The 26,572-nt window shown below is 50.3% G+C and carries 19 protein-coding genes; 10 read left to right on the top strand and 9 right to left on the bottom strand.

Annotated features, from left to right (window positions below; translation table 11 throughout):
- Positions 1-76: 76 nt before the first annotated feature.
- Genes Q8L79_RS13935 through Q8L79_RS13945 form a run of 3 tightly spaced genes read right to left on the bottom strand, consistent with a single transcriptional unit; the run spans position 77 to position 4,350 of the window.
- Positions 77-2,062, bottom strand: a complete 1,986-nt coding sequence (locus tag Q8L79_RS13935) for a transglutaminase family protein (protein WP_305272270.1) — start codon at positions 2,060-2,062, stop codon at positions 77-79.
- Positions 2,059-3,390 carry a DUF58 domain-containing protein gene (locus tag Q8L79_RS13940; RefSeq protein ID WP_305272272.1) on the bottom strand — a complete coding sequence of 444 codons (1,332 nt, stop codon included), beginning with the start codon at positions 3,388-3,390 and terminating at the stop codon, positions 2,059-2,061. Before Q8L79_RS13940 ends, Q8L79_RS13935 begins: the two co-directional genes overlap by 4 nt.
- A gap of 3 nt (positions 3,391-3,393) precedes the next feature.
- A complete protein-coding gene (locus tag Q8L79_RS13945; protein WP_305272274.1) occupies positions 3,394-4,350 on the bottom strand; it encodes a MoxR family ATPase in 957 nt (318 codons plus the stop codon).
- 375 nt (positions 4,351-4,725) lie between these two features.
- Between Q8L79_RS13945 and Q8L79_RS13950 the strand changes: the two genes are divergently transcribed.
- Together Q8L79_RS13950 and ftsH are read left to right on the top strand one after the other, a co-directional pair.
- Positions 4,726-6,057: an RNA polymerase sigma factor RpoD/SigA gene (locus Q8L79_RS13950; RefSeq protein ID WP_305272276.1), complete on the top strand. Its 1,332-nt coding sequence runs from the start codon at positions 4,726-4,728 to the stop codon at positions 6,055-6,057.
- A 40-nt stretch (positions 6,058-6,097) separates the two neighbouring features.
- Entirely contained in the window at positions 6,098-8,017 is a 1,920-nt protein-coding gene (gene ftsH, locus Q8L79_RS13955; protein ID WP_305272278.1) for an ATP-dependent zinc metalloprotease FtsH, read from the top strand.
- 79 nt (positions 8,018-8,096) lie between these two features.
- Here the strand turns inward: ftsH and Q8L79_RS13960 are convergent, their stop codons facing one another.
- Genes Q8L79_RS13960 through Q8L79_RS13970 form a run of 3 tightly spaced genes read right to left on the bottom strand, consistent with a single transcriptional unit; the run spans position 8,097 to position 9,193 of the window.
- Positions 8,097-8,276: a hypothetical protein gene (locus Q8L79_RS13960; protein WP_305272280.1), complete on the bottom strand. Its 180-nt coding sequence runs from the start codon at positions 8,274-8,276 to the stop codon at positions 8,097-8,099.
- Between the two features lie 18 nt (positions 8,277-8,294).
- Positions 8,295-8,816: a glycine zipper family protein gene (locus tag Q8L79_RS13965; RefSeq protein ID WP_305272282.1), complete on the bottom strand. Its 522-nt coding sequence runs from the start codon at positions 8,814-8,816 to the stop codon at positions 8,295-8,297.
- Between the two features lie 11 nt (positions 8,817-8,827).
- The gene (locus Q8L79_RS13970) at positions 8,828-9,193 is read right to left on the bottom strand and encodes a hypothetical protein (protein WP_305272284.1); all 366 of its coding nucleotides are present in this window, start codon (positions 9,191-9,193) and stop codon (positions 8,828-8,830) included.
- Positions 9,194-9,934: 741 nt separating this feature from the next.
- Here Q8L79_RS13970 and Q8L79_RS13975 point away from each other — a divergent pair.
- The 4 genes from Q8L79_RS13975 to Q8L79_RS13990 are packed head-to-tail and all read left to right on the top strand — an operon-like array spanning position 9,935 to position 14,412.
- The gene (locus tag Q8L79_RS13975) at positions 9,935-11,374 is read left to right on the top strand and encodes a TolC family protein (RefSeq protein WP_305272286.1); all 1,440 of its coding nucleotides are present in this window, start codon (positions 9,935-9,937) and stop codon (positions 11,372-11,374) included.
- A gap of 7 nt (positions 11,375-11,381) precedes the next feature.
- Complete coding sequence (locus Q8L79_RS13980; RefSeq protein ID WP_305272288.1) at positions 11,382-12,512, top strand: efflux RND transporter periplasmic adaptor subunit; 1,131 nt, start codon at positions 11,382-11,384, stop codon at positions 12,510-12,512.
- Complete coding sequence (locus tag Q8L79_RS13985) at positions 12,512-13,192, top strand: ABC transporter ATP-binding protein (RefSeq protein ID WP_305272290.1); 681 nt, start codon at positions 12,512-12,514, stop codon at positions 13,190-13,192. The genes Q8L79_RS13980 and Q8L79_RS13985 overlap by 1 nt, the downstream gene beginning before the upstream one ends.
- Entirely contained in the window at positions 13,189-14,412 is a 1,224-nt protein-coding gene (locus Q8L79_RS13990) for an ABC transporter permease (RefSeq protein WP_305272292.1), read from the top strand. The genes Q8L79_RS13985 and Q8L79_RS13990 overlap by 4 nt, the downstream gene beginning before the upstream one ends.
- A gap of 34 nt (positions 14,413-14,446) precedes the next feature.
- Here the strand turns inward: Q8L79_RS13990 and Q8L79_RS13995 are convergent, their stop codons facing one another.
- The gene (locus Q8L79_RS13995) at positions 14,447-17,524 is read right to left on the bottom strand and encodes a PAS domain S-box protein (protein WP_305272294.1); all 3,078 of its coding nucleotides are present in this window, start codon (positions 17,522-17,524) and stop codon (positions 14,447-14,449) included.
- A 586-nt stretch (positions 17,525-18,110) separates the two neighbouring features.
- Here Q8L79_RS13995 and putA point away from each other — a divergent pair.
- Positions 18,111-21,314: a bifunctional proline dehydrogenase/L-glutamate gamma-semialdehyde dehydrogenase PutA gene (gene putA, locus Q8L79_RS14000; protein ID WP_305272296.1), complete on the top strand. Its 3,204-nt coding sequence runs from the start codon at positions 18,111-18,113 to the stop codon at positions 21,312-21,314.
- 1 nt (position 21,315) lies between these two features.
- Here putA and Q8L79_RS14005 read toward each other — a convergent pair whose 3' ends face one another.
- Positions 21,316-21,678, bottom strand: coding sequence for a hypothetical protein (locus tag Q8L79_RS14005; protein WP_305272298.1), 363 nt, complete (start codon positions 21,676-21,678; stop codon positions 21,316-21,318).
- 204 nt (positions 21,679-21,882) lie between these two features.
- Positions 21,883-22,263, bottom strand: coding sequence for a hypothetical protein (locus tag Q8L79_RS14010; RefSeq protein ID WP_305272300.1), 381 nt, complete (start codon positions 22,261-22,263; stop codon positions 21,883-21,885).
- A gap of 1,186 nt (positions 22,264-23,449) precedes the next feature.
- Here Q8L79_RS14010 and ndhC point away from each other — a divergent pair.
- The 3 genes from ndhC to nuoC all read left to right on the top strand — a co-directional run bounded on the left by ndhC (position 23,450) and on the right by nuoC (position 26,572).
- A complete protein-coding gene (gene ndhC, locus Q8L79_RS14015; protein WP_305272302.1) occupies positions 23,450-23,866 on the top strand; it encodes an NADH-quinone oxidoreductase subunit A in 417 nt (138 codons plus the stop codon).
- 8 nt (positions 23,867-23,874) lie between these two features.
- Positions 23,875-24,513: an NADH-quinone oxidoreductase subunit B family protein gene (locus Q8L79_RS14020; RefSeq protein WP_305272303.1), complete on the top strand. Its 639-nt coding sequence runs from the start codon at positions 23,875-23,877 to the stop codon at positions 24,511-24,513.
- Positions 24,514-24,775: 262 nt separating this feature from the next.
- Positions 24,776-26,572 carry an NADH-quinone oxidoreductase subunit C/D gene (nuoC, locus tag Q8L79_RS14025; protein ID WP_305272305.1) on the top strand — a complete coding sequence of 599 codons (1,797 nt, stop codon included), beginning with the start codon at positions 24,776-24,778 and terminating at the stop codon, positions 26,570-26,572.

Raw genomic sequence — 26,572 nt, forward strand, 5'->3', positions numbered from 1 at the left:
CTGTTGTTGATTCAAGATTTAAATCCGCCCAAGTTTTAAAATAGTCGCCATCATACTCGATGCCTACCTTGCAATGTTAATGCTTGGCAGCTTCGCCCTCGAAATCGCCCGCCCATGCGCTTGCCTGTTGCCGTAAAAGTTGTCTCTGTTCACCGGAAAGCCCAATAGGGTCAAAACGTAACCGGTAATGAAGCTTATAAAGCGGGTGTAATGCCGGTATTTGCAAACGTCCGACCCATTGCTGAATGCTTTCGTTGTGTTGTCGCGCCTGAGCGGTATTTTGCAAGCATTGCTCGATCAGGTAAAACTCGGAATCGAGTCCCTGATAAGCGAGTTTAAATACGGCTGTTTTGGTATGCCGCATGTTACGGTTTAGTTTTCGCTTTGCAGAGTAAATACGCCATGCCAAATAAATCGACAGCAACAAGGCGGCCAGCAATTCCAGTTGGATGTTTTTTTGCCGGGTTTGTTGAAGTTGCCATTGTCTAAGCTGAAACACGCAATTCGACCACCCATCGGTAAGCGGTCGCCACAGGCCGGCATGTTCTGTTTCCATCCTCAGCCATTGCGAGGGCGTGGAATCGACGGCCTGCCACACGCCGTCGATATAGGCAATTGCCCAGGCATGGGCATGACGGCTGCGGACGATATATAAGTCTTGTCGGCTGTCGTATTCATCGACGGAATAGCCGTTGGCCAAACGTGCGGGTATTCCCGCTTGCCTGAGCAATAACACGGTGGCTGCGGCAAAGTATTCGCAATGACCGGCCTTGCGCTTGAGCATAAAGTTTCTTAAGGCCAAGTCGGCATCCGTTTGGGTACCCAAATAAAGGCTGTAAAAAAAATTGGTCCGGAAGTACGATTTGATTTGTTCGGCGATGGCTTCGGGACGTTGCCCCGCAAGTTTTAATTCGCTGCTAAGTTGCTGTAACCAATCGAGATGTTGTTTGGGGATTTGCAGGTCATACTTGCCGGGAGCGCCGGTTCTTTTGTCGGTATAAAAAACCTGATAACGGGCAAATCTTGGCGGCAGACTTGCTTTTACAGCACCCAGTTCGGTGTATTGCAGATTAGCGTCATCGAGCCCCGTTATTTTTATCGTGCCGTCCGGCAAGGCCAATACGGTTTGCCGATTAAGCGGTTGCATAATTTCCAATTGTTTCAGCTTGCTGTTTCCGGTTTGGGTTGCCGGGTTTTCAGATGTCAGCAGGCGCGTGGAAACCGCCCAATGGTGTCCTAAATAAATATCATAACTGGCTTGATGCAACAATAACGGTTTATCAGCTTTTAGGCGGAATTCGATTTTGTCGGATAACTTTAATTTGCCGACATCGCCGATAGAGGTTTGCCCTTTAAAGGGATCGGTTTGACTATCACCTAGCCAGCCAACCACTTTTTCTTCGACTAATGCGTCTAATTGTCTTAAGCCATGATGGCCGAAATGGCTGATCACAATAGCCAAACCTACGGCTAACAACCAGACCGGCGCAGGGCTGTGCTTTGGCCGGACCGACCAGAGAATGCCGGTAAACAGCGTTGCGGCAATGATAAAGTAAGCGGGCGTTTGTACATTGGCGGCTCCGGCACTTAATACCGTCAATCCTGCATAAGGCAGTACAAAATCAATCTCCCTTAGTAGCCTGACAACTGTAGACTCCCTGTTATAGAGCGTTGTATAAGGCGGTTTAAAATCAGTTTCTCCGGATTGCCCGGCCTTTTGTTTGCGAAATGAATAAAATAAAGCGCCTAAAGGCAATTTTTGATCGCTGCTGAATAACTGTGCCAGTAACGCAGGGGCAAATAATACCGGCAGCCATTTTAACAACACGAAAATGGCGAGTTCGGTGGGTTGTAAAATATACACATCGACCAACAGCAGTATCACCAGCAGGGCCGATAAATCGCCGCAACGGTAGAACTGGCGTGAGCTTATCCGCCAACGCCACGAACTGTATTTGCCGACAGCGATTGCACACAATAATCCGGAAGCCGCCAGCCACGTTTGCGATAACCATCCCCATGACAACAAACTGAAACTTAAAAACAGCAAATCTTTGTTCATAACCCGGCCAGCTGTTCGGACAGGTGATGGTAATCCAGCAGATAAAAATGTTCCGGCTTGTTGGCGCATTGTTGTCTGCTCAGTGAACCGTCATGCAATAAAAATACCGCAACGGGTAAGTCGTGAGCCGCCAATTGTTTGATAAAGTCCTGCCGGGCTTCATCCCAGTGCATCAGTACGCAAACCAAACTGCTGCACAATCCGACTCTGGCCAACACAGCCAGCTGTAACCGCGCAAACGAGTCTTCCTCGCTGGACTGCACAGCCGCCAGGATTTCCTGTAAATGCGGTATCTGATCGACACCGCGCCCGGCGGTAAAACAATAAGTTTGCAGGCCGACAAACATTAAATCCAGCAAGGCTTCATTTTGCCGCTCATTGACCGCAATCGAGGCGGCAACCGACACTGCCGCTTCAAATTGCTCGGCCGCTGCATCGCCGACAAAGGTATCCAGCAATAACGCGCGCCGGACAAAATACTCATCCTGATATTCTTTAACGATCAGCTTGCCGTGCCTGGCAAAACTTTTCCAGTGGATGCTGTTTAGCGGATCGCCGCGTTGATAATCCCGCAATGACATAAATTCGCTGGAATTGCCGACTGAGTTTGCCAACGACACTCCACCTGCCTGATATTTGCGTTTTCCGGCCAGTGCTAACGGCTTGACAGGATAATGTTTGGGTAGCACCAGACAGCTTTGACGCGCTTTCAGCTCGATTAAACGTCGAAACAAACCCAGTAAATCCGGTTTGGCCAGATAGCTGTCGGCAAAAGTTATAGTGCCGCGCCGGGTGGGAATAAAGCTTATTTTTACCTGTAGCGGCGTTTGCGCCAGCTCAGGCAAGGCGGTCTCGGCAATCACGCCGCCGCGCTGGTACGCCAAGTAGCGCAGCCAGCGTCGAAAACTTACGCCTTGTTTAAACCACGGCTGTTTATGCAGTTGATAAAATTTTTTTAATTGCGCTGAGTTGGGCAGGGTTTCCGCCAGCTGTTCGCACAGCGCCAGACGATCATAAGTTCGGCTTGTTAAATTAGCTAGCGTTACGCTGTAGCGCAACGGCTCGCCGACCATGCCGTAACGCGGCAACTGGCGGGTTAATGTCACTTTAAGTCGATTAAATGTACTGTTCAACAAGGCAAAAACCAATAGCGCCAATAAAAATACAAACAACTGATAAGTGGTGCTTTGCTTGGTATTTACGCCGAACACGGCAGCAGCGATCATAAATGCGACGACGAGATGCCCGGTAAAGGTAAAATGCCGCCGCATCCAATTATCGAAGCGATAAACCTTGCGATATTGCCGGAGCACAAATCCTTGCCGCATCGTCTAGCCCGGTATGGGGAGACTGTCGACAATTTCCTGCATCAATGTGCTCGCTTCAATGCCGGAAAACCTGCTTTGCGAATCCACGTTAAGCCGATGCGAAATAACCGGTACGGCAAGTTCCTTAATCACATCAGGCGTGACAAACTCAAAACCGTCCAGCAACGCCAAAGCCTGGGCTGTTCTCATCAGCGTTAGCGAGGCTCTGGGACTTGCGCCCAGCTTGATTTCCGCTTTGTTACGGGTGGCCGCGACAATGGCGACAATGTAGTGCTTGAGTTCCTCGCTGATACGCACTTGTTTGACTTGAGCTTGTAAAAATTGCATCTCATCCAGCGTAATGCAGGCTTTTAACGTATCCAGAGGATGCTGCCTGCCTTGCGAGTTTAAGATGGCCACTTCCTGAGCCTTGGAAACGTAGCCCAGGCTGAATTTCATCGCAAAGCGATCCAACTGCGCTTCCGGCAACGGATAGGTGCCATGAAATTCAATCGGGTTTTGGGTGGCGACCACAAAAAAAGGCGAGGGCAGCAGCCTGACTTGCCGCTCGATACTGACCTGATTTTCCGCCATGGCTTCCAATAATGCCGACTGGGTTCTGGGTGATGCGCGGTTAATTTCATCCGCCAGCAGGATATGGCAAAAAACCGGCCCTTCCTCAAAGCGGAAGCTTTGTTTTTGCGGATCGAAAATCGAGATGCCTATGATGTCGGACGGCAGCAGATCTGGCGTAAATTGAATGCGCTGAAACTGCGCGTCGCAGGAAACCGCAAGGGCTTTAGCCAAAGTGGTTTTGCCTGTCCCTGGAACATCTTCCAACAAAACATGTCCGCCGGTGCTGAACGCCGCCAATAGCCAATGCAAGGTGCGCTGTTGTCCAAACATCACCCGCTCTAAATTGGCATAAAGCTTTTCAAAAATAGAACGTGCTTGCGCAAAAGGCGGCGAGAGAGTAGTCATGGCACAAAAATCACTCGATTATGGGATTGAGGGCTGTCGGCAATTGAGAATTCAGCTCGTTTATCTGCCGCAACGGAAGTTGAGTCTTGAACGAAACAGTATAAAGAAAGCAGTCCGGTTGATAAAGAATTCAAGCATTAGCCATGGCAATGACCGGTGCGGCTGCTGTAACCGGTGAGTGTCATATCGTTTTAACCGCTCATCAGTACGAGCAAAGCACGCGGCACATAATAAACCTTTATTTTAGTAAGATTTATTTTCAATAAAAGGGGGATTATTATAGTAAACAAATAAACTCTATTAACCGCACTATTTTCCACAGCAGGAGTTTCATCGAATAAGCTTAAAAAATAGTGTCGGCAAGTGGTGGGGACTATGATGCATTTAAATAAACCTTTAATACAACCGGAAACGGCGATTGTTAATAGCGTTAATGAAGCGAAAGAAAGCACTGAACATTGTAATTTTCAAATAGCAAATAATTTAGAAGCCGGTAAACTCAGGCTGATTAATATTCTGTCGCAGTTTCCGGCCACTGCGTTATGGTTGCTTCATAGATATGAAGTAGAGGCTTACGAGTCTGAGCAGGCTTTCGAAGCGCGTAAGGTTGCTTTAGCCAAAATCAAGAGCCATTATTTGCTGGCAAGCCTGTCGTTTTCAGGCAGAGGCTTTAATCGTGAAGCTGAAGCCGATCAAAATCGGCATTTAACTGAGGCACTGCAAGCATTTCCTTTTTCGATTGAAGATCTGTTGGCGCTGACTGAATTCATTATGTATGTTTTCACGACCCGGAAAGCCAGTCAAAATGTTAAAAGTCATTCCGATTGGGTCGTTAAACGGCTGGAAAGATCAAGTCGGCGCGGCAAGGTGAATTTGCCTGATATAATTGAAGCCATGCGCGCCAATCAGTTTGATGAGCAGTTTCTCTTTTTGTCCGGCACCGAGATGCAGCAATACGTGACCGATATGATTGTTGCCGAACATCTTTGGTTAAGTTCAAGACAAGCCTTAGCGGAGGCAAATTCGGGCCTGGTTTTATTTATAGCCAACCAGTACAAGTGTGGTTTTTTAGACTTTGACGATTTGGTCCAGGAAGGTCAAACCGGCTTATTAAGAGCTATCGATAAATTCGATTATCACTTGGGTTTTCAATTTTCAACTTATGCGGCTTATTGGATCAAACAGGCCATTTCCCGGGCCCTGTCTCGTAGCGAAAGAGTTGTGCGTGTGCCTTGCGAGCAAGTGGCCAATATTCATAAAGTGTTGCGTGCCAAAAATGAGTTGCGTTCAAAAACGGGTAGGGAGCCTTCCATTAAAGAATTAACTGAATATTCAAAAATACCCGATGATCAAATTAATGCTATTTTATCCATCTCGCAAACGGCAGTGCCGCTGGAAAACCTAGATGACGATGAAGAATCGTTAGCACCGATTGATTTTTTAGAGCAGCAGGTTTTTGCTAACCCGTTTAAAAAAATGGAGCAATCCGATCTCAAGACCTGGATTGGTAAAGCGATAAAAATCCTTGATCCACGGGAATTAAAGGTTATTTGTTGTCATTTTGGTATCAATACCGGTAATGAAATGACTTTACAGGAAATTGGCGCAGAACTTAACTTAACCAGAGAGCGGGTTAGGCAGATTCAGGTTAGGGCGCTCAATAAAATGAAACTCAGCTATGGTAAGCAATTAATGAGTTTTTTATGATTAACGCTCGTTATTAAGAAGCGTAACCAGGAGAGTACACATGAAGAAATATTTATTTAATGTTCTGATTTTTTGCGTGGTGATTGGCGGAGCATATTTAATCTATGACCGCGTAAAATCAACGCCTCCGGTACAGGACACCCTGGCTTATTCGGATTTTATCAGTAAGGTAAAGCATGGCCAGGTTGAACGTGTCGAAGTGTCCGGTCAGCAGATTGGCGTTCGAACTTCAGACGGGCAAAACTATCAGACCTTTAATCCCGGCGATGGTCATTTAATTGACGATCTTCTGAGCGCCGGCGTCCAGATAAGAACAGTGCCTCCCGAGCAGGAGAGCTTTCTGATGAGAGTCTTCATCTCCTGGTTTCCGATGCTGTTAATGATCGTTGTATTGGTCATTTACATGCGCAGAACGCAAAGCGGCATGGGTGGCGGCGGCTTTGGCAAGAGCAAGGCCAAAATGCTTGAAGAAGACAAAATGACCGTTACCTTTAACGATGTCGCCGGTTGTGAAGAAGCCAAAGAAGATGTGGCCGAGCTGGTTGATTTTTTGGCCGATCCGCAGAAATTTCAAAAATTGGGCGGAAAAATACCGCGCGGCATTTTGATGGTCGGTCCGCCGGGAACCGGTAAAACCCTGATTGCCAAAGCCATTGCCGGTGAAGCGGGAGTGAAGTTTTTTACCATTTCGGGTTCCGATTTTGTCGAAATGTTTGTCGGCGTCGGTGCCTCGAGAGTCAGGGACATGTTTGCCCAGGCTAAAGAACATGCACCTTGCATTATCTTCATTGATGAGATCGATGCAGTCGGTCGCCAGCGGGGCGGTCCAGGCATGGGCGGCGGCAATGATGAACGGGAGCAAACCCTCAATCAGTTGCTGGTGGAAATGGACGGATTTAACGGTAATGAAGGCGTTATCGTGATCGCCGCCACCAACCGCGCTGATGTGCTGGATAAAGCTTTACTCAGGCCGGGACGATTCGACCGTCAGGTCAACGTCGGCTTGCCCGATGTACGCGGCCGCGAGCAAATACTGAACGTGCATATCAGAAAAGTGCCTGCGGCTGCCGATGTCGAATTGAAATACCTTGCTCGAGGAACTCCCGGTTTTTCAGGTGCCGATCTTGCCAATATTATCAATGAAGCCGCGCTTTTTGCCGCCCGCTCCAATAAGCAAGAAGTCAGCATGAGCGACCTTGAAAAAGCCAAGGATAAAATTCTGATGGGTGCAGAGCGGCATACCATGGTTATGACTGAAGAGGATAAATTGTTAACCGCTTATCATGAAGCAGGGCATTGTATCGTCGGCCAGATGTCCCCTGATCATGACGCCGTCTATAAAGTCAGCATCATGCCCAGAGGCAGAGCCTTGGGTATCACCATGTTCCTGCCTGACCGGGATCAATACAGCGCCAGTAAACGCAAGCTGGAAAGCCAGATAGCGAGTTTGTTCGGCGGCAGGATTGCGGAGCTGATGATTTACGGCGGCGACCGCGTGACTACGGGCGCGTCGAATGATATAGAAAGAGCCACGGAACTGGCTCGCAACATGGTTACTCGCTGGGGGTTATCCGACAAGCTCGGTCCACTGGTCTATGGCGAAGAAGGCGGTCGGCCGTTTATGGGGCATCCGGGTACTCAAGGCAGTTCCGTATCGGGCAATGTCGCCCACCTTATCGATGAAGAAATACGCGCAGTGATAGACCGCAACTATCAACGCGCTGAAACTATTTTGCAGGAAAATATCATCATCCTGCACAAAATGGCCAATGCTCTGATGAAGTGGGAAACCATTGATCGGTTACAAATTGAAGACTTAATGGCCGGTAAAGATCCTCGTCCGCCTCTGGAAGACGAGGGTTTGCAAGCGAACAAGCCTTCGGAACCAAGTAATGAAGTACAAGGAAAAACTGATAAAAAAGCCATTAATGGGAAAAATAAACCGGCCGGACAAGTTTGATATGCGCTTATGCGGTTCTTAATAATGCCTTCACTTGTTGTTTTAAAGACAAGCGAAGGCAGATTTGCCGCCCCGGAAGTCATTGACGAATCCGGTCGGTTATCTCGACAAGGCTGATACCGCAGTTATTGCGTTCTGGATCAGGATGTGGCGGGGCCCGATACCGATCAACTGACAGCCTTGCGCCGCGAGACTTTCGGTTTTCCTTAGCAATAATGCCAAGCCAAAATGCGGCAGTTGGCTCGGTGTTGAAATTCATGCGGCTCCGATGGCGCTGTTATTTTCTGGGAGCGGGTGGCGGCGAGCCGGGCGGTGGCGGCGGAATATTGGAGGACGGCGGCTCAGCTTGACGGAATGATTCGCCAGAGAATTGTCCCGATACCGGGACCTGATGGCCTTTGGAATACATGCATTGAATATAAGCCACATCATAGCGTTCTTGCGTCCCATACATGGAACTGCCGGCGGCACCTGTGCCGACTATGCTGCCGCCCAACAAACCGGTGCCTGCGCCGATGGCGGCCCCTTCCCCTCCACCGATTGCCGCTCCGGCTGCCGCACCTAAAGCCGTACCGATTACGGCGCTAGTGGCGCCGCTACGCACAGACTCTTTTTGAGCGGTGGTGCCGCCAATCTGAAAATAAGCGTATTGCTGACAGACGGCATCGTCGTTACGAAACTGATCAAAAGACAGGCCGGAACCGGGCAGCACCATGACACTGGGCCCTGTAGGCAAACTGACGCAAGCGCTGGCTGCCAGCATGGCCGTGGCCGAAAAGAGTATAGAAAAACGTGACATATTTGGACTCCTTAACGAGGTGAGGACGGTATCGGCTCAACTTGTTGCCAACCTCTTGGGCATTCTTTGATATAAGGATAATAGCCTTCGGGGTTGTTGCAGTAATACCAGTAGCCGGATGGGTATTGTTGGGCAGCGGGAGGCGATTGCTGGATGTAGACTGGCGGTGTTACCGGAACGGTGATCACCGTCGGCGGATAATAATAAGGGTAATAGAAGGGATCGCGGTAAAAAGGATCACGGTAATAAGGATAAGAATAAAGCGGCACGCCGAAAGAAAATCCAAAACTGGAATAACCGTGGCGCGCCCAATTGACACCGCTATACAAGCTGCAAATCATTAGTAGTATGGCTGATAGCGTCGTGTGTGTTTTCATTATTTACTCCTTTCAAAAACAGTAGCCGTTTAACAGATCTGCGGATAGAAGCGCGCTTTATGAATTTAAGTTGTATCTGTCGATTCGATGCTCATTGCCGAGTGTCGATCGAGTATTGTCAATAAACCGAAAACAGACCGATTTAATGGAAGTTGCCACCTCGTCGGAGTGTAATGACGAGGAAAGTTTTGTTTTACTCTATCTTGCTGGTTGTCGTCAAATTTGCTTGTTGTTTGAGGTGACACGAAAGCTTTTCTGAAAATGAAACGGCTCTGAGTCTGAGGTATCCCCATAAAATAAGTTTATAAAACAACAGGTTTTTGATATTTTGCGCATTCAATATATACAACATAGCCGAAAAGTCGTCATGCTGGCAGGGATGCCAGTATCCAGTCACAAGGATGTGAAACTTTAAAATACCACTCGCTTTTATTAAGCACCTGGAAAGTCACCAAAGTTACCATCCATGGCACTGGATTCCGGCATCCCTGCCGGAACGACGAGCTTGGGAAATTTGTGGGGATACCTCAGGCTCTGAGTCGATCATCAGCGAGTACTATGCATCAGCGTACAGACATTGATAGAATCATAAGCTATTGATCCGTCATTTATAATATTTCACCGCACCATGCTTTTTCAAAGCTACGCCGGAGATAAAATGATTCGATATAGGACTGATACACCCTGGGGTGCGATGCTTTACGATCATCATTGCACACGCTATCCAAAGTTCGGCCAACCATGAGCGTGCGTATTTTGCTCGCAAGCTGTTTGCTGTCCTGTCCATTTGCCGCCTCTTCGGGGCAGGACGGAATAGTGGACGATCCTTTCTCCACAACTCGGCAAGTGAGTCAAAGCCCCGGAAAAAAACATTTAGCGCTTGAAGACCCCTGTCGCCTGAATAAAAACTCCGATCATGCCTGGACGCTGGTGGATGTGGTCGACCAAGCGCTGTGCAGCAACCCGCAAACCCGTCAAGCCTGGGCCAATGCGCGTTTCCAGGCGGCACAGGTCGGCATTGCCAAAGCCGCCTATTTACCGACTGTGACCTTGAATACCTCGGTCTCGCGGAGTATGAATTCCGCCGGCAGCAACTTGCAGCTAACCACCATCAGCAGTGCCGGAAGCGCTTCTTCTTCGCAGCCCATCAATCGCTTCACTCCGGTTGTCAGCCTGAATTATCTTCTTTATAACTTCGGCGGGCGCGAAGCGCAGCTTGAAAGCGCTCAAAGAACCCTGGAAGCTTCGAACTGGACACATGACGCGGTGTTGCAAACGGTGATGTTTGCAGCGATTCAGGCCTATTATCAGGTTTTTGCGACTCAAGCCGCCGCTGAAGCGGCGCTGGTTTCCGAGAATGCCGGTAATGAAGCATTGAATGCGGCCCAAAAGCGCTATGAGGTCGGCGTGGCGGCTTTGGCCGATGCGCTACAGGCAAAGACAGCATTCGCCCAGGCCAGGCTTAACCGTCAAAAGACCGAGGGCGATGCCAGAGTTGCCGTCGGAAGCTTGGCCAATGCGCTGGGACTCGAAGCCGACTATCGATTGAATATCGCTGCTCCGTTCCTGCCCAAACCGGATGCCGAACAGGACACCAGGGTGCATCGTTTGATCGAAGAGGCCAAGACTATGCGCCCCGACTTGGCCGCTGCCGAAGCAACCGTCAAAGCGGCCGAAGCGAATGTTAAAGCCGCCGAGGCAGGGCATTGGCCGAGCATTTCGGTCATCAGCAATTACGGTTACAGCCATACCAGCTTGCCTAGCGATACGCAAAGCTGGACGATGGGTATGCAGATCAGCGTGCCGTTGTTCACCGGCTTCAATGTGACTTACCAAATCCGAAGCGCTCAAGAACAGCTTGAAGTGCAGCGCGCCAATTACGATCAGCTTGAGCAGTCGGTGAGTCTGGATGTCTGGCGCGCCTACCAGCTTTTAAACACCGCTCATGAAAGTTTCAAAAGCAGTGAAGATCTGGTAGCCAGCGCCGCTCAATCCGAAAGGGTGGCGATGGGGCGCTACAAAGCCGGGGCCGGTAATATTATCGATCTTTTGAATGCGCAATCCAGTCACGCCAATGCCAGACTGCAGTTGATTCAGGCCCAATACAACTGGCTGACGCAAAAAGCCCAATTAGCCCAGGCATTGGGGCGTTTGGATTTTTCCACTATCCCGGCAAGGTAACAATTTTATGGCTCATATTAAGCTAATCGCCCTTTTCAGCCTGATCGCCATCTCTGCCGGTATTTATGGATTCAATTTTTGGCGCGCAACGGAACAAGTCCATAATTACCGGACGGAAACAATAGCCAAAGGCAACATCGTCAAGACGGTCTCCGCCAATGGCACGTTAAACCCGGTAGTGCTGGTCAATGTCGGTACGCAGATTTCAGGCGTGATCAACAAGCTCAATGTCGATTTTAATGACCGGGTGCGCAAAGACCAAGTGCTGGCGGAAATCGACCCCTCATTGATTGATGCCCAGCTAGAACAGAGCCGGGCGAATCTTGCCAATGCACAGGCCTCACTCAAACTTGCCCAAGCCAATGCAACAAGATCTAAAGAGCTGTATGTGCAGGATTACGTTGCCAGATCGGATCTCGATCAAGCCGTCCAGGCGCTGGCAGCCGCCAAGGCGCAGGTTGCGTCAGCCATCGGCCAGCTCAAACGCGATAAAGCCAACAAGGGCTATACCATTATCAGATCCCCGGTTTTCGGCATCGTGGTGTCGCGCAATGTCGACATAGGACAAACCGTCGCCGCAAGCTTTCAAACACCGACCTTGTTTACCATCGCCCAGGATCTGCAACGCATGCAGATCGACACCTCGGTCGCCGAAGCCGATGTCGGCGGCATTCGGGTTAACCAGACAGTAAACTTTACTGTGGACGCTTATCCTGACCGGGCTTTTCAGGGAAAAGTTTTCCGCATCAGGCTGGATTCCAAAGTGCTGCAGAATGTGGTTACCTATAATGTGGTGATTAGTGTGGATAATCCTGAAGAAATTCTGTTGCCGGGCATGACGGCCTTTGTCAACATCATCATTGACGAAAGAAACGACACCTTGAAACTGCCATTGGCGGCATTCAAGTTCCGACCTGCCGGAGAGGCCGGCAAGCCCGGTAAAAACGTTTACCGTCTGGAGAATAATAAAGCCGTGGCGGTACCGGTGCAGACCGGCATCGCCGATGGCAAGTATGCCGAATTAACCGGCGGGGAGTTAAAAGAAGGCGATTCGGTGATTCTCGAAGACCGGAGCGAGCGCAAGGCTGACGATGACAAGGGGCAGGGGCAAGGCGGCTTCCGGGTCAGGGCATTTTGATGGAACGGCCTTTAATCAGTGTCAGTGGACTGTCCAAATATTATTTGGAAAACATGCCGGTGCTTAAGGATGTTAATTTCGACATCGAAAGCGGCGAGTTCGTCGCGATCATGGGCCATTCCGGTTCAGGAAAATCGACACTGATGAATATACTCGGCTGCCTCGATACTGCTACAGGAGGGCACTATTATCTGGAAGGCAGAGACACCGCCGATTTAAATTCGAACGAATTGGCTGTATTGCGAAACCGCTTGATCGGGTTCGTTTTTCAAGGATTCAACTTATTGCCGAGAAGCTCGATTTTAGACAATATCGGTTTGCCGCTGCTTTATGCAGGCAAGAGCAGGGCAGAACGACATCAAAAAGCGTTGATCATGCTGGAGCGAGTCGGCTTGGCTGAATTAGGCGAGCGCAGGCCGAATCAATTGTCGGGAGGACAACAACAGCGCGTCGCCATTGCCAGGGCATTGGTTAACGAACCTAAGCTAATTCTGGCGGACGAGCCGACCGGCAACCTCGACACGCAAACCGGAGAGGACATCATGAAAATCTTTCAGACCTTAAATGAAGAGCACAATATCACGATCATCCTGGTTACCCATGAAGCCGATATTGCCGCCCACGCCAAACGGTTGATCCGGATGGTCGATGGCAAAATCGCAACGGATCAGCGCTCATGATTATCGGCGCATTATTGGGGGAAGGCTGGGCGGCAATGCGCGCCAATCGCTTGCGCACCTTGCTAACCATGTTGGGTATGGTTTTCGGCGTCGGTGCGGTAATTATGATGCTGGCGATCGGCCAGGGCGCACAATTGATGGTCAACGAATCCATCGCCTCGATGGGCAGTAACCTGTTTATCGTACTGTCGGGTTCAACGACGTCGGGCGGGTTGCGTCAGGGTTCCGGCACCGTGCCGACACTGACCTTGGCCGATGCCCAAGCCATCAGTGAATTACCTGAAATCGCCGCGGTCGCGCCCGGTTTCCCAAATACTGCCCAACTTATTTACGCCTCGAACAACTGGAGCACCCAAGTATCGGGAACCACGCCCGCTTTTCTTGAGGTCCGGGAATGGCAGGTTATTTCCGGTGAAGCGTTCAGCGACAGCGATGTGCGCTCGGCGACCCGGGTGCTGTTGATGGGACAAACCGTGGCTCGTAATCTATTCGGCAATGAAAATCCTGTCGGTAAAATGGTCAGGGTGAAAAACAGCCCGTTCTTAGTATTAGGGGTTCTGGCGTCGAAAGGTCAAAGCCTGGATGGACGAGATCAGGACGACACCGTGTTTATCCCTATTACCACGGCCCAGCGCCAACTGTTCGGCAATCAATTTCCCGGTATGGTTCGCTTCATCATGGTCAAAGCCAAATCGGCCGAAGTCATGGACAGAGCCGAACGCAATATGAACGAATTGCTCAGGACACGGCACAGGATTCGTCCCGAACAAGAAGACGATTTTACTGTCCGCAACCTCACCGCAGTAGCCCAAGCCGCTGCCGGCACCACTAAAGCGATGTCGACGATGCTCGGCGCCATCGCGTCGGTATCGCTGCTGGTAGGCGGTATCGGCATCATGAATATCATGCTGGTTTCGGTTACCGAAAGAACCCGCGAAATCGGCATCCGCATGGCGATTGGCGCAAGAACACGTGACATTTTGCTGCAATTTCTTTTTGAAGCGGTGATGATCTCGTTGGCCGGAAGCTTCATCGGCGTGGTGGCGGGCATCGCGTGCGCTTATTTTTTCAGCCGGTTTAATGACGCGCTGGTCGTCGTAACGCTCAGTTCGGTATTGCTCGCGTTTGCTGTAGCCGTTGCGGTCGGCGTGTTCTTCGGTTTTTACCCCGCGCGCAAAGCCGCCAATCTCAAGCCTATCGAAGCGCTCCGGTTTCAATAGTACGATGGGTTTCCTACGTTCTCGGCAATTGCTCCTACAGGCTCTTATCAGGTTTTCTCTGCATGGGCAGGGTGAAATAAAAAGTGGTGCCTTTTCCATGCCGGCTATTGAAATGCAAAGTACCTTCATGGGCTTCGATAATGGAACGACTGATGGATAGTCCCATGCCCATACCGTTTGCCTTGGTGGTGTAAAAAGGCGTTAATATTTTTTGTTGTTGGCCTGTATCAAGCCCCGGCCCATTGTCTTTCACCTTGACCCGAACATTATTGGGAACCAGGTGGCTATAGATGGTTAACTGGCGTTGCCGTTCCGGGGATAAGCCTTGCAAGGCCTCAACGCTGTTTCGGATCAAATTCATGATGACCTGCTCAATTTGTATCTGATCAACATAAATAGGCGGCAGATTATTTTCCAGCGCAATTGTCAGCTTTATGCTGTTTTGTTTAAGATCAGCCATACACAGGTCGACAGCGTTATGAATCAATACATTAATATCGACGGCTGAAGGATGCTTGGTATGGGATTTGACAAATTCCCTCATGCGGTGAATGATCCGTCCCGCCCGTAAAGCCTGTTGCTGGGTCTTGTATAAAATCTCGGTGAGTTTCACCAGATCAGGACTTTCAGTATTGATCAGGTTTAAACTGACTTGGGTATAGCTGGAAATCGCAGCCAGAGGCTGGTTGACTTCATGGGCAATGCCGGAAGCCATTTCACCCATCAGCCCAAGGCGGGTGACATGGGCGAGTTCGTTCAGATGCGCCTTGTCTTGCTGTTCCCGATGTTTGCGCAGGCTCACATCGCGCACAATGCTGGTAAAATAACATGCATTATCGATTGAATACTCCGCTACGGACAGATCCAGAGGCACTACGGAACCGTTTTTACGAATGCCTTCAATCTCCTGGATTTGATTGTCAAATAATTTTACTGTTTGGGATAAGCTGAGACATGACGGCATGCGTTCGCAAACACTGCAACCAATCGGCATGAGTTTGCAAATACTGCAACCAATCAGCTCCTCGGTTTTATAGCCGAAAATAGTTTCTATTGCACTATTAACGGATACGATGATATTGGTCTTGTCATAAGTAATAATGCCTTCCACCGACGCATCAAAAATGGCGTTGAGCTTGGCCTCAATTTGTTTACGCCGGGTAATATCGTACAGTATCATCAAGCACTCACCCGCAAAATCGTGGTGAATCGCCGCAGCGCTCGCCAACACGGTTTTAATGCTGTTATTCTTGCAGCGAATAGTCAACTCTAAAGGCGGAAAGCCGTTCTGTTCCTGATTGGCTTTTTCCAGTGACGTTTGCCAGGTCGTCTCGGCCCAGTGACGATAGTCTGGATCAGGGTAGGCTTTTGCCCGCCAGTCTGACATAGTGGGGATGTCATCTATGCTGTAACCGAAGGTTTGCATGAACGCCGGATTCAGGAAAGTGATGTTCGACTGTTCATCATGCAAGGCCATCGGCACGGGGGATGCTTCAATTATCGAACGGAGTTTCGCCTCACTGGCTTTTAGCTGATTTTCCATTAATTTGCGCTCGGTGATGTCGCGGCAAAATACACAAAATTGCTGGAATTCAGGCAGGAAGGCGATCGATACTTCAATATCAATGATATGCCCGTGTTTATGACGGTGGCAGGTCTCGAACAGGTCATAACCTTGCGCAACAACTTTTGCAATATGCGCTTTTACTTGCTCGGGTCCTTCTATTGCTTCCAATTGACTGATGTGCATGTTCATCAATTCATCAATTGAGTAGCCGCTTATTTTTGCATAAGCCTCATTAACTTGCAGTACATTACCCATTAAATCAACTATCCAGAATCCGTCCATGGATATATCAATCATCGCTTTGAGTTGAGTAAATACCTGCTCAGCCTGTTTACGTTCGGTGATATCCAGCGCCACGCCATGGAGTCCGACAATGGCGCCGGTGTCGTCCCGCATTACCTCCCCGCGTGCCAACATCCATCCGTGCGCCCCGTCAGCTTTGATCATTTCAAGTTCCAGTTCATAGGGAATCCCGGTTTCCTGCGTGTGGGGCAGAGCGGCGCTCAGTAGTTTCCAGCTCTCGGGGGTGAACAACCGAAAGTGCTCTGTATAATCCGGTGGTGGCAGTTCCGGATTCAGGCCCAACATGCGGTAAAGTTGCTCCGACCAAGCCACATGGTGAGTCTTTAGGTCCAGCTGCCAACTGCCCATATGGGCGATGCGCTGCGCTTCTTGCAGTTCCTTCCGACTTTGTTGCAGCACCTGTTCCGCTTGTTTGCGCGCCGAAATATCTTTATGCGTGCCGATCATGCGCAAAGGCTTGCCGTCTTCGCTACAGCTAACCACCATGCCTCGGCTTAGAATCCATTTGTAGCTTCCGTCTTTACAGCGCAAGCGGTATTCAACGAGATAAAGTGCCGTTTTTCCATTCAGGTAGGCTTGTCCGGCTTCTGTAACATGCGGCTGATCGTCGGGGTAAACAAGATTTATCCAGTCCTCGATATTAGGCAGGATATCGTTTTTGCCATACCCCAGCATTTCTTTCCAGCGACTCGAATACAGGGTTTCATTGGTCTGTATATCCCAGTCCCATACGCCGTCGCCGGAACCTTCAATCGCAAACTTCCAGCGATATTCGCTTTCCCGTAATGCATCTTCTATTGTTTTTCTTTTTTGCATCTCGGCTTGTAGTTGTGCAACGCTGGGTAAAGACAAGGCGCCGGGAATAACCCATAACATCAGTACGGCGGTGGTGACTGAAACAATCGCTGTAAGGGCTTTAACCAAGCCGTCCAGCCAATATAAAGGTATCCATATCGTGACAGCCGACAGTAAATGCGTGGTGCCGCAAGCGATAATAAATCCGGCAAACATGGTAGCCAGTAACGGATAGGGAAAATCTTTACGCTGCCGGATGAAATAGACGAGAATCAGAGGGATGGAATAATAAGCCAGCGTGATCAGCAGATCCGAGATAACGTGCAGCCAAAGTAATACCGGGCTCCACGACAAGCAATAACCATGGGGTATGAGATCGTTAATGCCAAAAAAATCAATAAGTGGCTGCATTTGTCGGGTATAGGAAAAAGGTGAAAATTGTGCCATTTCCAGAATGGTTTAAAGCAGCTTTCGTTCCGTGCGCTGTCATGGAAAAACCGGAGCAAAAACCATGTTTGAGGCTTAATGCCCCAGTGGTCGGCCACTTTTATAACTCCGGATTTGCAGCGGGCTTAAGGTTATTTGCATGACACTGTTGATGCAGTCATGCTGAAACCTGACACTGATGTGTTCCTCGGTATTTCTGGAATGTTCTACCACTAGAAAATCTATAGGGTCGGAATCGTCTTTTGCTTATGCATCGAGAAAAGACAAAGTAAAAACCTCGTAGTTTATTAAGCCTAAGCGTTAGCGCTGTATATAAGTTATGTAGAATAGAGGGTTTAATTTTTCAATCAATATGTACAATTACTTATCAGGATAGAGTGATTTTTCTGATTAATTACAATGTTATAGATAGGGTTTTTTAAAGCTGATTAACATCATCCGGAAAAACAACTACAAAAGAAATTGACTTGCGCCGTCGCTATGGAACAATAAAATGGATTGATCGGTCTATTTTTTTGATCCAATTTCCGGTTTTAACGATTCGTTATTAACAAACCGGAGATTCTTACCAATGGGGTAAGCCTTTATGACTCAAAAATCTTTAGCCGAATTACGGAAAATAGTTAACCAGGCTTATCTGGCTGATGAAAAACACCTTATCAGCGAATTACTCTATTGCGTATGGGCGCGGTTTGCGCTATTCAGAAAGCCTTCTCCCCGGCCTTTCAATGAAAGAAGAGGCGGGCAACAACTGCAATTCGCGCCGTTGTTGAATATATCCGCATTAAACGGTTACGATCCGGCTGCGATAAGCGAGAGCGCCAAAACACTGGCTACCGCAATCAGGGAAAAAAAACATCAGCAATCCGTGATTGAAGCCTTCCTGCAGGAATATCAGCTTAATTCTCATGAAGGCCTTGTTCTAATGGGGATTGCCGAAGCCTTGCTGCGCATTCCCGATAGCCGCACGCAAGACCTGTTTTTACAGGAAAAGCTCGCCGGCGTAGACTGGCAAAGTCATCTGCAACACAGCGATTCTCCGCTGGTCAATTTAGCGACAAGAGCCCTGTTATTTGCCGGAGACTTTGAAGCGCCGCATGAGTCTCAGGGTTTCGAACAACTGTTGTCGCGGATGGGCGCGCCGGTAATACGCGCTGCCGTCAAGCAGGCCATGCAGCATCTGGCGTTGCAGTTTGTATTCGCAAAGTCTATACAGGAAGCCGTTCAGCGTAGCGGACAGGACCCGGTGTACCGCTATTCTTTCGATATGCTGGGAGAGGCGGCACTGACGCAGGCCGATGCAGAACGTTATTTCGAGTCCTATCGTTCGGCTATTAATACGCTGGCCGGGCATGCGATTTCTGCCGATATTTACGCTAATCCGGGTCTGTCGATTAAATTATCCGCCTTATGTCCCCGTTACGAACCCTTGCAGCACGCTCGTGCCGTCAAAGAGCTGAGCGATAAACTGCTGGCACTTGCACAGGCCGCCCGCACCGCCAACATTACGATCACTGTCGATGCAGAAGAGTCGGAACGCCTGGACATGTCGTTGGATATTTTTGCCGCCGTTTTTACTCACTCCGATTTAGACGGCTGGCCGGGGCTGGGTTTAGCGGTGCAGGCCTATCAAAAAAGAGCGCTGCCGGTGATTCGCTGGCTGGCTCAACTGGCCGAAGGTCAACGGCGGAAGATTCCGTTGCGTCTGGTCAAAGGCGCTTACTGGGACAGCGAAATAAAACGGGCGCAGGAAAACGGCCTTGCCGATTACCCGGTATTTACCCGTAAGTCGGCGACCGATTTATCCTATCTGGCCTGTGTGCAGGTTATTCTGTCCAGACCGGATGTCTTTTATCCTCAGTTCGCCAGTCATAACGCTCATACGGTCGCCGCTGTTCATCAACTCGGACAGCGGCATCCGGGCTATGAATTCCAGCGGTTGCACGGCATGGGCGAGAGCCTTTACCGGGAAGTTATCGAAGTTCAAAACTGGCAGACGCCTTGCCGAGTTTATGCACCGGTCGGCGCTTATCATGAGTTGTTGCCTTATCTGGTCAGGCGCTTGCTGGAAAACGGCACCAACACGTCCTTCATCAATCAAATCAGCCGTCCGGATATCAGCGTTGACGAACTGATCAGCGATCCGGTCGCGGCGGTAAAAATATCCATCAATCAGCCTCTGATCGTATTGCCCCGCGATTTATTCGGCGAACAACGGCTTAATTCATCCGGTTTAAATTTAGCCGATCCTGAGCGACTGGAAGCGTTGCAGCACGATCTCAATGCATTGGCGGACAAACACTGGACGGCAACGCCGTTAATAAACGGTATTCCAGGCTCCGGTAAGGAGCGGCTTATTGTTAACCCTTACGATAATCGCTTGACGGTCGGCTCAGTCGCTTTTGCAGAACCGGCGGCTATTGGCGAGGCCTTAAACGGCGCATCCGAGGCATTCGCCGACTGGCGGCTTTGCCCTGTTGCAGCACGTGCCGGGTATTTGAAACAGGCTGCCGATCTGCTGGAAGTAAATCGTTTGGAGCTGGTTTCTTTATGCGTACGGGAAGGCGGGCGCACCCTTAAAGACGCGTTGGCGGAAGTCAGGGAGGCAGTCGATTTTTGCCGCTATTATGCCCAGTCCGCGTTGGACTTGTTCGGCGGACCGATCAGGCTGCCCGGCCCTACCGGCGAGGAAAACTGGCTTTATCATTACGGTCGCGGCGTTTATGTCTGTATCAGTCCGTGGAATTTCCCGATTGCCATTTTTATCGGCCAGATAGCGGCGGCTCTTGTCGCCGGTAATACGGTTATCGCCAAACCGGCCAGTCAGACCGCATTAACCGCGATGCGCTGTATCCAGCTATTGCATCAGGCCGGTATACCCGAATCGGTGTTGCAGTTTTTGCCGGTGGGCGGCAGTTTGTTTGGACAACATTTACTCCCTGATTGCCGCGTTGCCGGTGTCGTTTTTACCGGTTCCACGGAGACGGCGCAGTCCATTAACCTGCAATTAGCCCGACATCGTCAGGATATTGTGCCGTTGATCGCCGAAACCGGCGGACAGAATGTGATGATCGCCGACAGCTCGGCATTGCTTGAACAACTGGTACAGGATGCCGTTGTTTCGGCTTTTAACAGTGTCGGTCAGCGCTGCTCGGCTTTACGGGTTTTAATCGTGCAGGAGGAAATTGCCGATAAAACCATCGCCATGCTGATTGGCGCCATGCAGGAACTCAATGTCGGCAACCCCGGCGTTTATCAAACCGACATCGGCCCGATTATCGACCATGCCGCACTGGCGCCATTGTCGGCGCATCTGGAAACCATGCAGGAACAGGCGCAGCTGCTTTATCAAGTGCCGGTGCCGGAAGGTTTGGAGCAAGGCAGTTTTTTCCCGCCCAGCCTGATCGAATTACAGTCGTTATCGCAACTGACCCGGGAAGTGTTCGGGCCGGTATTGCACTTGATCCGTTACCGCCAATCGGAACTTGATCAAGTCATTGCCGCCGTCAATGCGACCGGCTACGGCTTGACGCTGGGCATACACAGCAGGATAGATTCCACCTTTAATAGCATCCGGCAGGGCGTAAAAGTCGGCAATATCTATGTCAACCGGAATATGATCGGCGCTGTGGTCGGGGTACAGCCTTTCGGCGGTACGGGGCTTTCCGGCACCGGCCCGAAAGCCGGAGGCCCTGATTATCTGCGTCGTTTCGTCATCGAACAGACAGTCACAGTAAACACTGCCGCGCTGGGCGGCAATGCCCGTTTGCTGGCTCAGGATTTACGCTGATTTAACGCTGCTTCGGATTGGCTGCTCGAGGCGGTGCAGGCATGTCAGGAGGCGGGGGCTGATCCCATTCTTCTTCCTGCATGCCATACATTAATCCCGGTACAGGAACTTGATGCCCCTTGCTGTACATGCATTGGATATAGACGATGTCATAACTTTGCTGAGCGTCCTCATTGGAATCGGTGTCCTGTTGCGATGTTGCAATATGTTTATGAGTAAGTTGCCTGCATGTCAGGTCATCATTATGGAACTGATCAAAGTTTTTATCGGCACTCGGCAGTACTAAAACACTGGGCCCGCCCGGCATTGTCGAGCAAGCGCCGAGCAGGAAAACAGAAATTAGGATTGTCAGAATCTGTAACATTTGGCACACCTCCGTTAAGGAACAACATTCCGCCAGATCGCTGAACACTCCCTGAAAGCGTCTCCGTGTTCGCCGCCGCCACGAGCCATGGAGCTTTCGCCAGTTAACAGCGCAATAAGGATCATGAGTACAATTGATAGTCTTCCGGGCATTATGGTCTTTCTCATTGACCGAAGGACCAAAAGGAGCTGGATAATGTCGGTGTCAGCGCCAACCACGCCCCCGCCAGCCGCCACCTTGCCGCCCCGGTCCAGGGCTACGCCAGCCGCGCCCCTGTGCGCCCGGGTTTCGCCAGCCCTGTCCTTGCCAACTGCGTCCCCGCCAGCCATAGTCGGGCTGGCGATAGCCCCTCCAGCCTCTGTCGTAATAGCGTGGACTATATCTGTAATAACGCGGACTATATCCGTAATAGCGGGGGCTATATCCGTACTGGCCGTAAATCCCGTAAGTCCCATAGCTGTATCCGCCGTAAGGAGCATAACTATAAGAAATGCCGACATTGTCGTATGGCCGAGCATAAACGGCGCAACCATTCAGAGGGAACATGATCCCTGCAAGGGCAATTATTAACACCAGGTGCTTCATTGTTGGTTCTCCTCCGTCGGTTGGCTAACCTATCTCCCGGAAATACGGCTGTATTTATTGCGCAGTGCTTGGTTTTCAAGTGTCAACCACGGTTGAATCCGGGAAGAAAAACTCAACAAGCCAAAGTAGAATCCTGCTTGTGGCACCCTTACGCAGAACGGGATCAATGAATAATCGATTTTATAATTTCACAATTAAATGGTGTTATCAATACGCATAACTACGAGCCTTTTGGCGGTCGACATGATTTGTCAAAGGCCCGATAGTGATATTTACAGACACCTCATAGCAACGGATGCTTTCATCTAAGGGACGGGTATGAAATAACGTCGAGATGTGTATAAAGACGAGCGCGCTACGTTCCCATGCAGCGCGTCACTGCCTTAAGTTAAGAAGACAATGACGGCGTAGGAGCGGGCCGCGCCCGCGCCATTTGGGCGGCGATTACAGCGTTGCAGCGCTTTTATCGCGGGCATGGCCCGCTCCTACAACGCTTAACTTAGGATACGGTCATTAATAACTTCCCGATATGGATCGGATAAAATTTTTCCGCCCCCCTTCGACAAGGCCTTTAGTCCTGAGCGCAGCCGAAGGGTCAGGGCGAACGGAAAAATTTCGGCCTACCGCGTCAAGCCGATCATGCTTCGACAAGGCTCTCCTGAGTTTATCGAAGGGCTCAACACGAGCGGCTTGACGATAGGAGACAGTGATTTCGGGAAGTTATTTTTAACCAAATCCTAACCTGATTAGCAAGATGCTTCAGCTAGCGTCAAAAAGCTCGTCATTCTGGCAGGGATGCCGGAATCCAGTCACATGGATGTGAGACTATGGCTTGGCATCAAGCCTAAATCATGCCACAGCGGTATTGGAAAGTTACCATCCCTGGCTCTGGATACTGGCATCCCTGCCAGTATGACGGTGCTAGCTGAAGCATCTTGCTAATCAAGAATCCTAATAGGCATTTCTACGGATTGTACAAATGATTAGCCTTCTCTAACCTGTATATGATTCTTCCATTCCCACTGGCTTTTTAGGCTCATGGATTGGATATTGCCGTAATAATTCAGGAAGGCCTTTGCCAGTGTCGCTGAGTATTTTGCAGGAAAATGAATAATCAGTTTGAAAGCGCTTACGCAGCAGAGTTCATATCTTTAATTTTTTTATCGATAAAATAAGGCTCTCCGATATGCAAAATTCCGAAGCTATTCCCGCCACCGATCTGTTTCAATTGATAATCTATTTCGGAGCCGTCGTTGCTATCACCGGCATCATGCTCGGCGGCGCGTATCTGCTGGGACAGAGACATCACGCCAAAGCTGCCGACGAACCTTTTGAATCGGGTATTGTTCCGGCGGGTGATGTTCATATTCGTTTTTCCGTTCAGTTTTATTTGCTGGCTATCTTTTTTGTTATTTTCGACATGGAAAGCGTGTTCCTGTTTGCCTGGTCGGTTGCGGTGCAAGAAGCAGGCTGGCCGGGTTTTATCGAAGCGCTGATCTTTATCGGCGTATTAATCGCTGCATTGATTTACCTAGGGTCTATAGGCGCTCTGGATTGGCGTACCCGCAGGCAGCGCATTGACTCATCCGACAGCAGATCATAGGGGGAACCATGCATTGGACTCTAACCGAAGCGGAGACAGATCCGGCTCCACAACCCGGGCAGCAAACGTATGAAGAAGCGTTACGCCGCAATTTTTTGTTTGCCAAGCTTGAGGACATGGTTGCTTGGGGGCAATCCAATTCCGTCTGGCCTTTTAACTTCGGCCTGTCTTGCTGCTATGTGGAAATGGCGACCGCATTTACCAGCCGTCATGACATTGCCCGGTTCGGCTCTGAAGTGATCCGGGGGTCGCCGCGTCAGGCGGATCTGATCGTCATTTCCGGCACGGTTTTCCGAAAAATGGCGCCGGTGGTCAAGCGGCTCTATGACCAACTGCTGGAACCGCGCTGGGTCATATCCATGGGTTCCTGCGCCAATTCCGGCGGCATGTATGATATTTACAGCGTCGTGCAAGGTGTGGATAAATTTTTACCGGTGGATGTTTATGTGCCGGGCTGTCCGCCCCGGCCGGAGGCATTGCAGCAAGGCTTGATACTGTTGCAGGATGCGATAGGTAAGGAAAGGCGGCCGTTAAGCTGGGTGGTCGGCGATCAAGCGGTGACCAAAGCGCCCAAACCCAGTTACCGCGATTTATTGACGGAAGAAAGGATGCGTGCGCAGCAGTTGAGAAATCCGGACGAGCTATAGTTCAAACGGTAACTTCTCATTATTCACCACGAATGACTGCTGTATGGACAGGAAATGATCCCGTCATTTCTCTGCATTCCCCACATCCCTGTGGGTTATGCAGGAGGTAGACAGAAAACTGCTCCATGCGTTTTCTGCATTCACCACATCCTTGTGGTTTAGCAATGCAGGAGCAATTGCCGAGACACGAAGAAATAAAACTTCGTGTTCTTCGTGTCTTCGTGGTGATGATTTTTTAAGTTTTATAACCGATTTGTCTGTTATGAATGAGAGGAATACATTGGACGGTAACGCTGACAAAACCGCTATTCCTGCTGACGCGCCGCAGATCGTGCGCGAACTGACGGAACGAACAGGCGCAAGCGACTTTAGCCTCCAGTCGACCCGCGACGGCATAACCACGCTTTGGATTTCCCGGCAAAACCTGCATGCCATTCTCCGCTATTTAAAATCACAGGCGACGCCTCCCTATCCTTTATTGTTCGACCTGACGGCCGTCGACGAGCGTCAGCGCATTCACCGGCAAGGCCTCCCTGACAGCGCATTTACCGTCGTTTATCATTTACTTTCGTTCGACCGCAACGAAGACATTCGTCTCAAAGTTGCGTTGAGCGAAGCCGACTTGTCACTCCCGACTATCAGCGATATGTGGCCCTCGGCCAATTGGTACGAGCGCGAAGTATGGGATATGTTCGGCATCGTCTTTGAAGGCCACCCGCATCTCAAACGCATTATCATGCCGCCGACCTGGCAGGGACACCCGCTACGCAAGGATCATTATGCCCGTGCGACCGAAATGGAACCTTTTAGTCTTTCCGACGAGCAGCAGGACATCGAGCAGGACGCCTTGCGCTTCGTGCCGGAAGATTGGGGCATGCGCCGACAAAGCGAAGACAGTGATTTCATGTTCCTGAATATGGGTCCCAACCATCCCAGCGTCCATGGCGTGTTTCGTATTGCCTTGCAACTGGATGGCGAAGAGATTATCGATGCGCTGCCCGACATCGGCTATCACCATCGAGGCGCGGAAAAGATGGGCGAACGGCAGTCCTGGCACACCTATATTCCTTACACGGACCGGGTCGATTATTTGGGCGGTTCGATGAACAATCTGCCTTATGTGCTTAGCGTCGAGCAACTGGCCGGAATCGAAGTGCCGGAGCGCGCCAAGGTCATCCGTGTGATGATCTGCGAACTCTACCGTCTTGCCAGTCACCTGTTGTTTTACGGCACCTACGCCCAGGACTTGGGCCAGATGTCGCCGATTTTTTATATGTTTATCGACCGCGAAAAGGTGTTCGATATTCTGGAATCGATTAGCGGCGCGCGTATGCATTCCAGTTATTTCCGGATCGGTGGCGTCGCAATGGATTTACCGAAAGGATGGGATAAACGCATAAGCGAGTTTATCGACTATTTGCCTGCCCGACTGAGTCAATACGACAAGCTGGTGCTGCAAAACAGCACGCTCAAACGCCGGACTCAGGGTATCGGCGCCTATAACACCGCGGAAGCTATCGATTGGAGCGTGACCGGCGCGAACCTGCGAGCCACCGGATTTGCATGGGATTACCGTAAAGCGCGGCCTTACTCGGGCTACGAGAATTACGAATTCGACATACCCACCGGCAAGCACGGCGATTGTTACGATCGTTGCACCGTGCGGGTAGAGGAGATGCGCCAGAGCCTTCGCATCATCAAACAATGCCTGGAAAACATGCCGGAAGGGCCGTACAAGGCCTATCATCCGTTGACCACGCCGCCGCCCAAAGAGCGTACGCTGCATGACATAGAAACCCTGATCCAGCATTTTCTGAATGTAAGCTGGGGGCCGGTGATTCCTTCCGGCGAATCGTCCATAACCGTCGAGGCTACCAAAGGCTTGAATGCCTACTACCTGACCAGCGATGGCGGCACCATGTCCTACCGGACCCGTATCCGTACGCCTTCCTTTGCGCATTTACAAATGATACCGATGATGTGCCGCGGCATGATGATTGCCGACCTGGTTGCGATATTAGCCAGCATTGATTTTGTAATGGCCGACGTGGACCGCTGA

Source organism: Methylobacter sp. (assembly GCF_030680395.1).
Taxonomy (GTDB): domain Bacteria; phylum Pseudomonadota; class Gammaproteobacteria; order Methylococcales; family Methylomonadaceae; genus Methylobacter_A.

Bases quoted from the DNA above. Each gene is read 5' to 3' on its own strand.
- Q8L79_RS13990 (WP_305272292.1), top strand. From the start codon at position 13,189: ATGATTATCGGCGCATTATTGGGGGAAGGCTGGGCGGCAATGCGCGCC.
- Q8L79_RS13950 (WP_305272276.1), top strand. From the start codon at position 4,726: ATGATGCATTTAAATAAACCTTTAATACAACCGGAAACGGCGATTGTT.
- Q8L79_RS13975 (WP_305272286.1), top strand. From the start codon at position 9,935: ATGAGCGTGCGTATTTTGCTCGCAAGCTGTTTGCTGTCCTGTCCATTT.
- Q8L79_RS13935 (WP_305272270.1), bottom strand. From the start codon at position 2,062: ATGAACAAAGATTTGCTGTTTTTAAGTTTCAGTTTGTTGTCATGGGGA.
- Q8L79_RS14005 (WP_305272298.1), bottom strand. From the start codon at position 21,678: ATGTTACAGATTCTGACAATCCTAATTTCTGTTTTCCTGCTCGGCGCT.
- Q8L79_RS14020 (WP_305272303.1), top strand. From the start codon at position 23,875: ATGCATTGGACTCTAACCGAAGCGGAGACAGATCCGGCTCCACAACCC.
- Q8L79_RS13960 (WP_305272280.1), bottom strand. From the start codon at position 8,276: ATGAATTTCAACACCGAGCCAACTGCCGCATTTTGGCTTGGCATTATT.
- Q8L79_RS13945 (WP_305272274.1), bottom strand. From the start codon at position 4,350: ATGACTACTCTCTCGCCGCCTTTTGCGCAAGCACGTTCTATTTTTGAA.
- ndhC (WP_305272302.1), top strand. From the start codon at position 23,450: ATGCAAAATTCCGAAGCTATTCCCGCCACCGATCTGTTTCAATTGATA.
- putA (WP_305272296.1), top strand. From the start codon at position 18,111: ATGACTCAAAAATCTTTAGCCGAATTACGGAAAATAGTTAACCAGGCT.
- Q8L79_RS13995 (WP_305272294.1), bottom strand. From the start codon at position 17,524: ATGGCACAATTTTCACCTTTTTCCTATACCCGACAAATGCAGCCACTT.
- Q8L79_RS14010 (WP_305272300.1), bottom strand. From the start codon at position 22,263: ATGAAGCACCTGGTGTTAATAATTGCCCTTGCAGGGATCATGTTCCCT.
- nuoC (WP_305272305.1), top strand. From the start codon at position 24,776: ATGAATGAGAGGAATACATTGGACGGTAACGCTGACAAAACCGCTATT.
- Q8L79_RS13980 (WP_305272288.1), top strand. From the start codon at position 11,382: ATGGCTCATATTAAGCTAATCGCCCTTTTCAGCCTGATCGCCATCTCT.
- Q8L79_RS13985 (WP_305272290.1), top strand. From the start codon at position 12,512: ATGGAACGGCCTTTAATCAGTGTCAGTGGACTGTCCAAATATTATTTG.
- Q8L79_RS13940 (WP_305272272.1), bottom strand. From the start codon at position 3,390: ATGCGGCAAGGATTTGTGCTCCGGCAATATCGCAAGGTTTATCGCTTC.
- Q8L79_RS13970 (WP_305272284.1), bottom strand. From the start codon at position 9,193: ATGAAAACACACACGACGCTATCAGCCATACTACTAATGATTTGCAGC.
- Q8L79_RS13965 (WP_305272282.1), bottom strand. From the start codon at position 8,816: ATGTCACGTTTTTCTATACTCTTTTCGGCCACGGCCATGCTGGCAGCC.
- ftsH (WP_305272278.1), top strand. From the start codon at position 6,098: ATGAAGAAATATTTATTTAATGTTCTGATTTTTTGCGTGGTGATTGGC.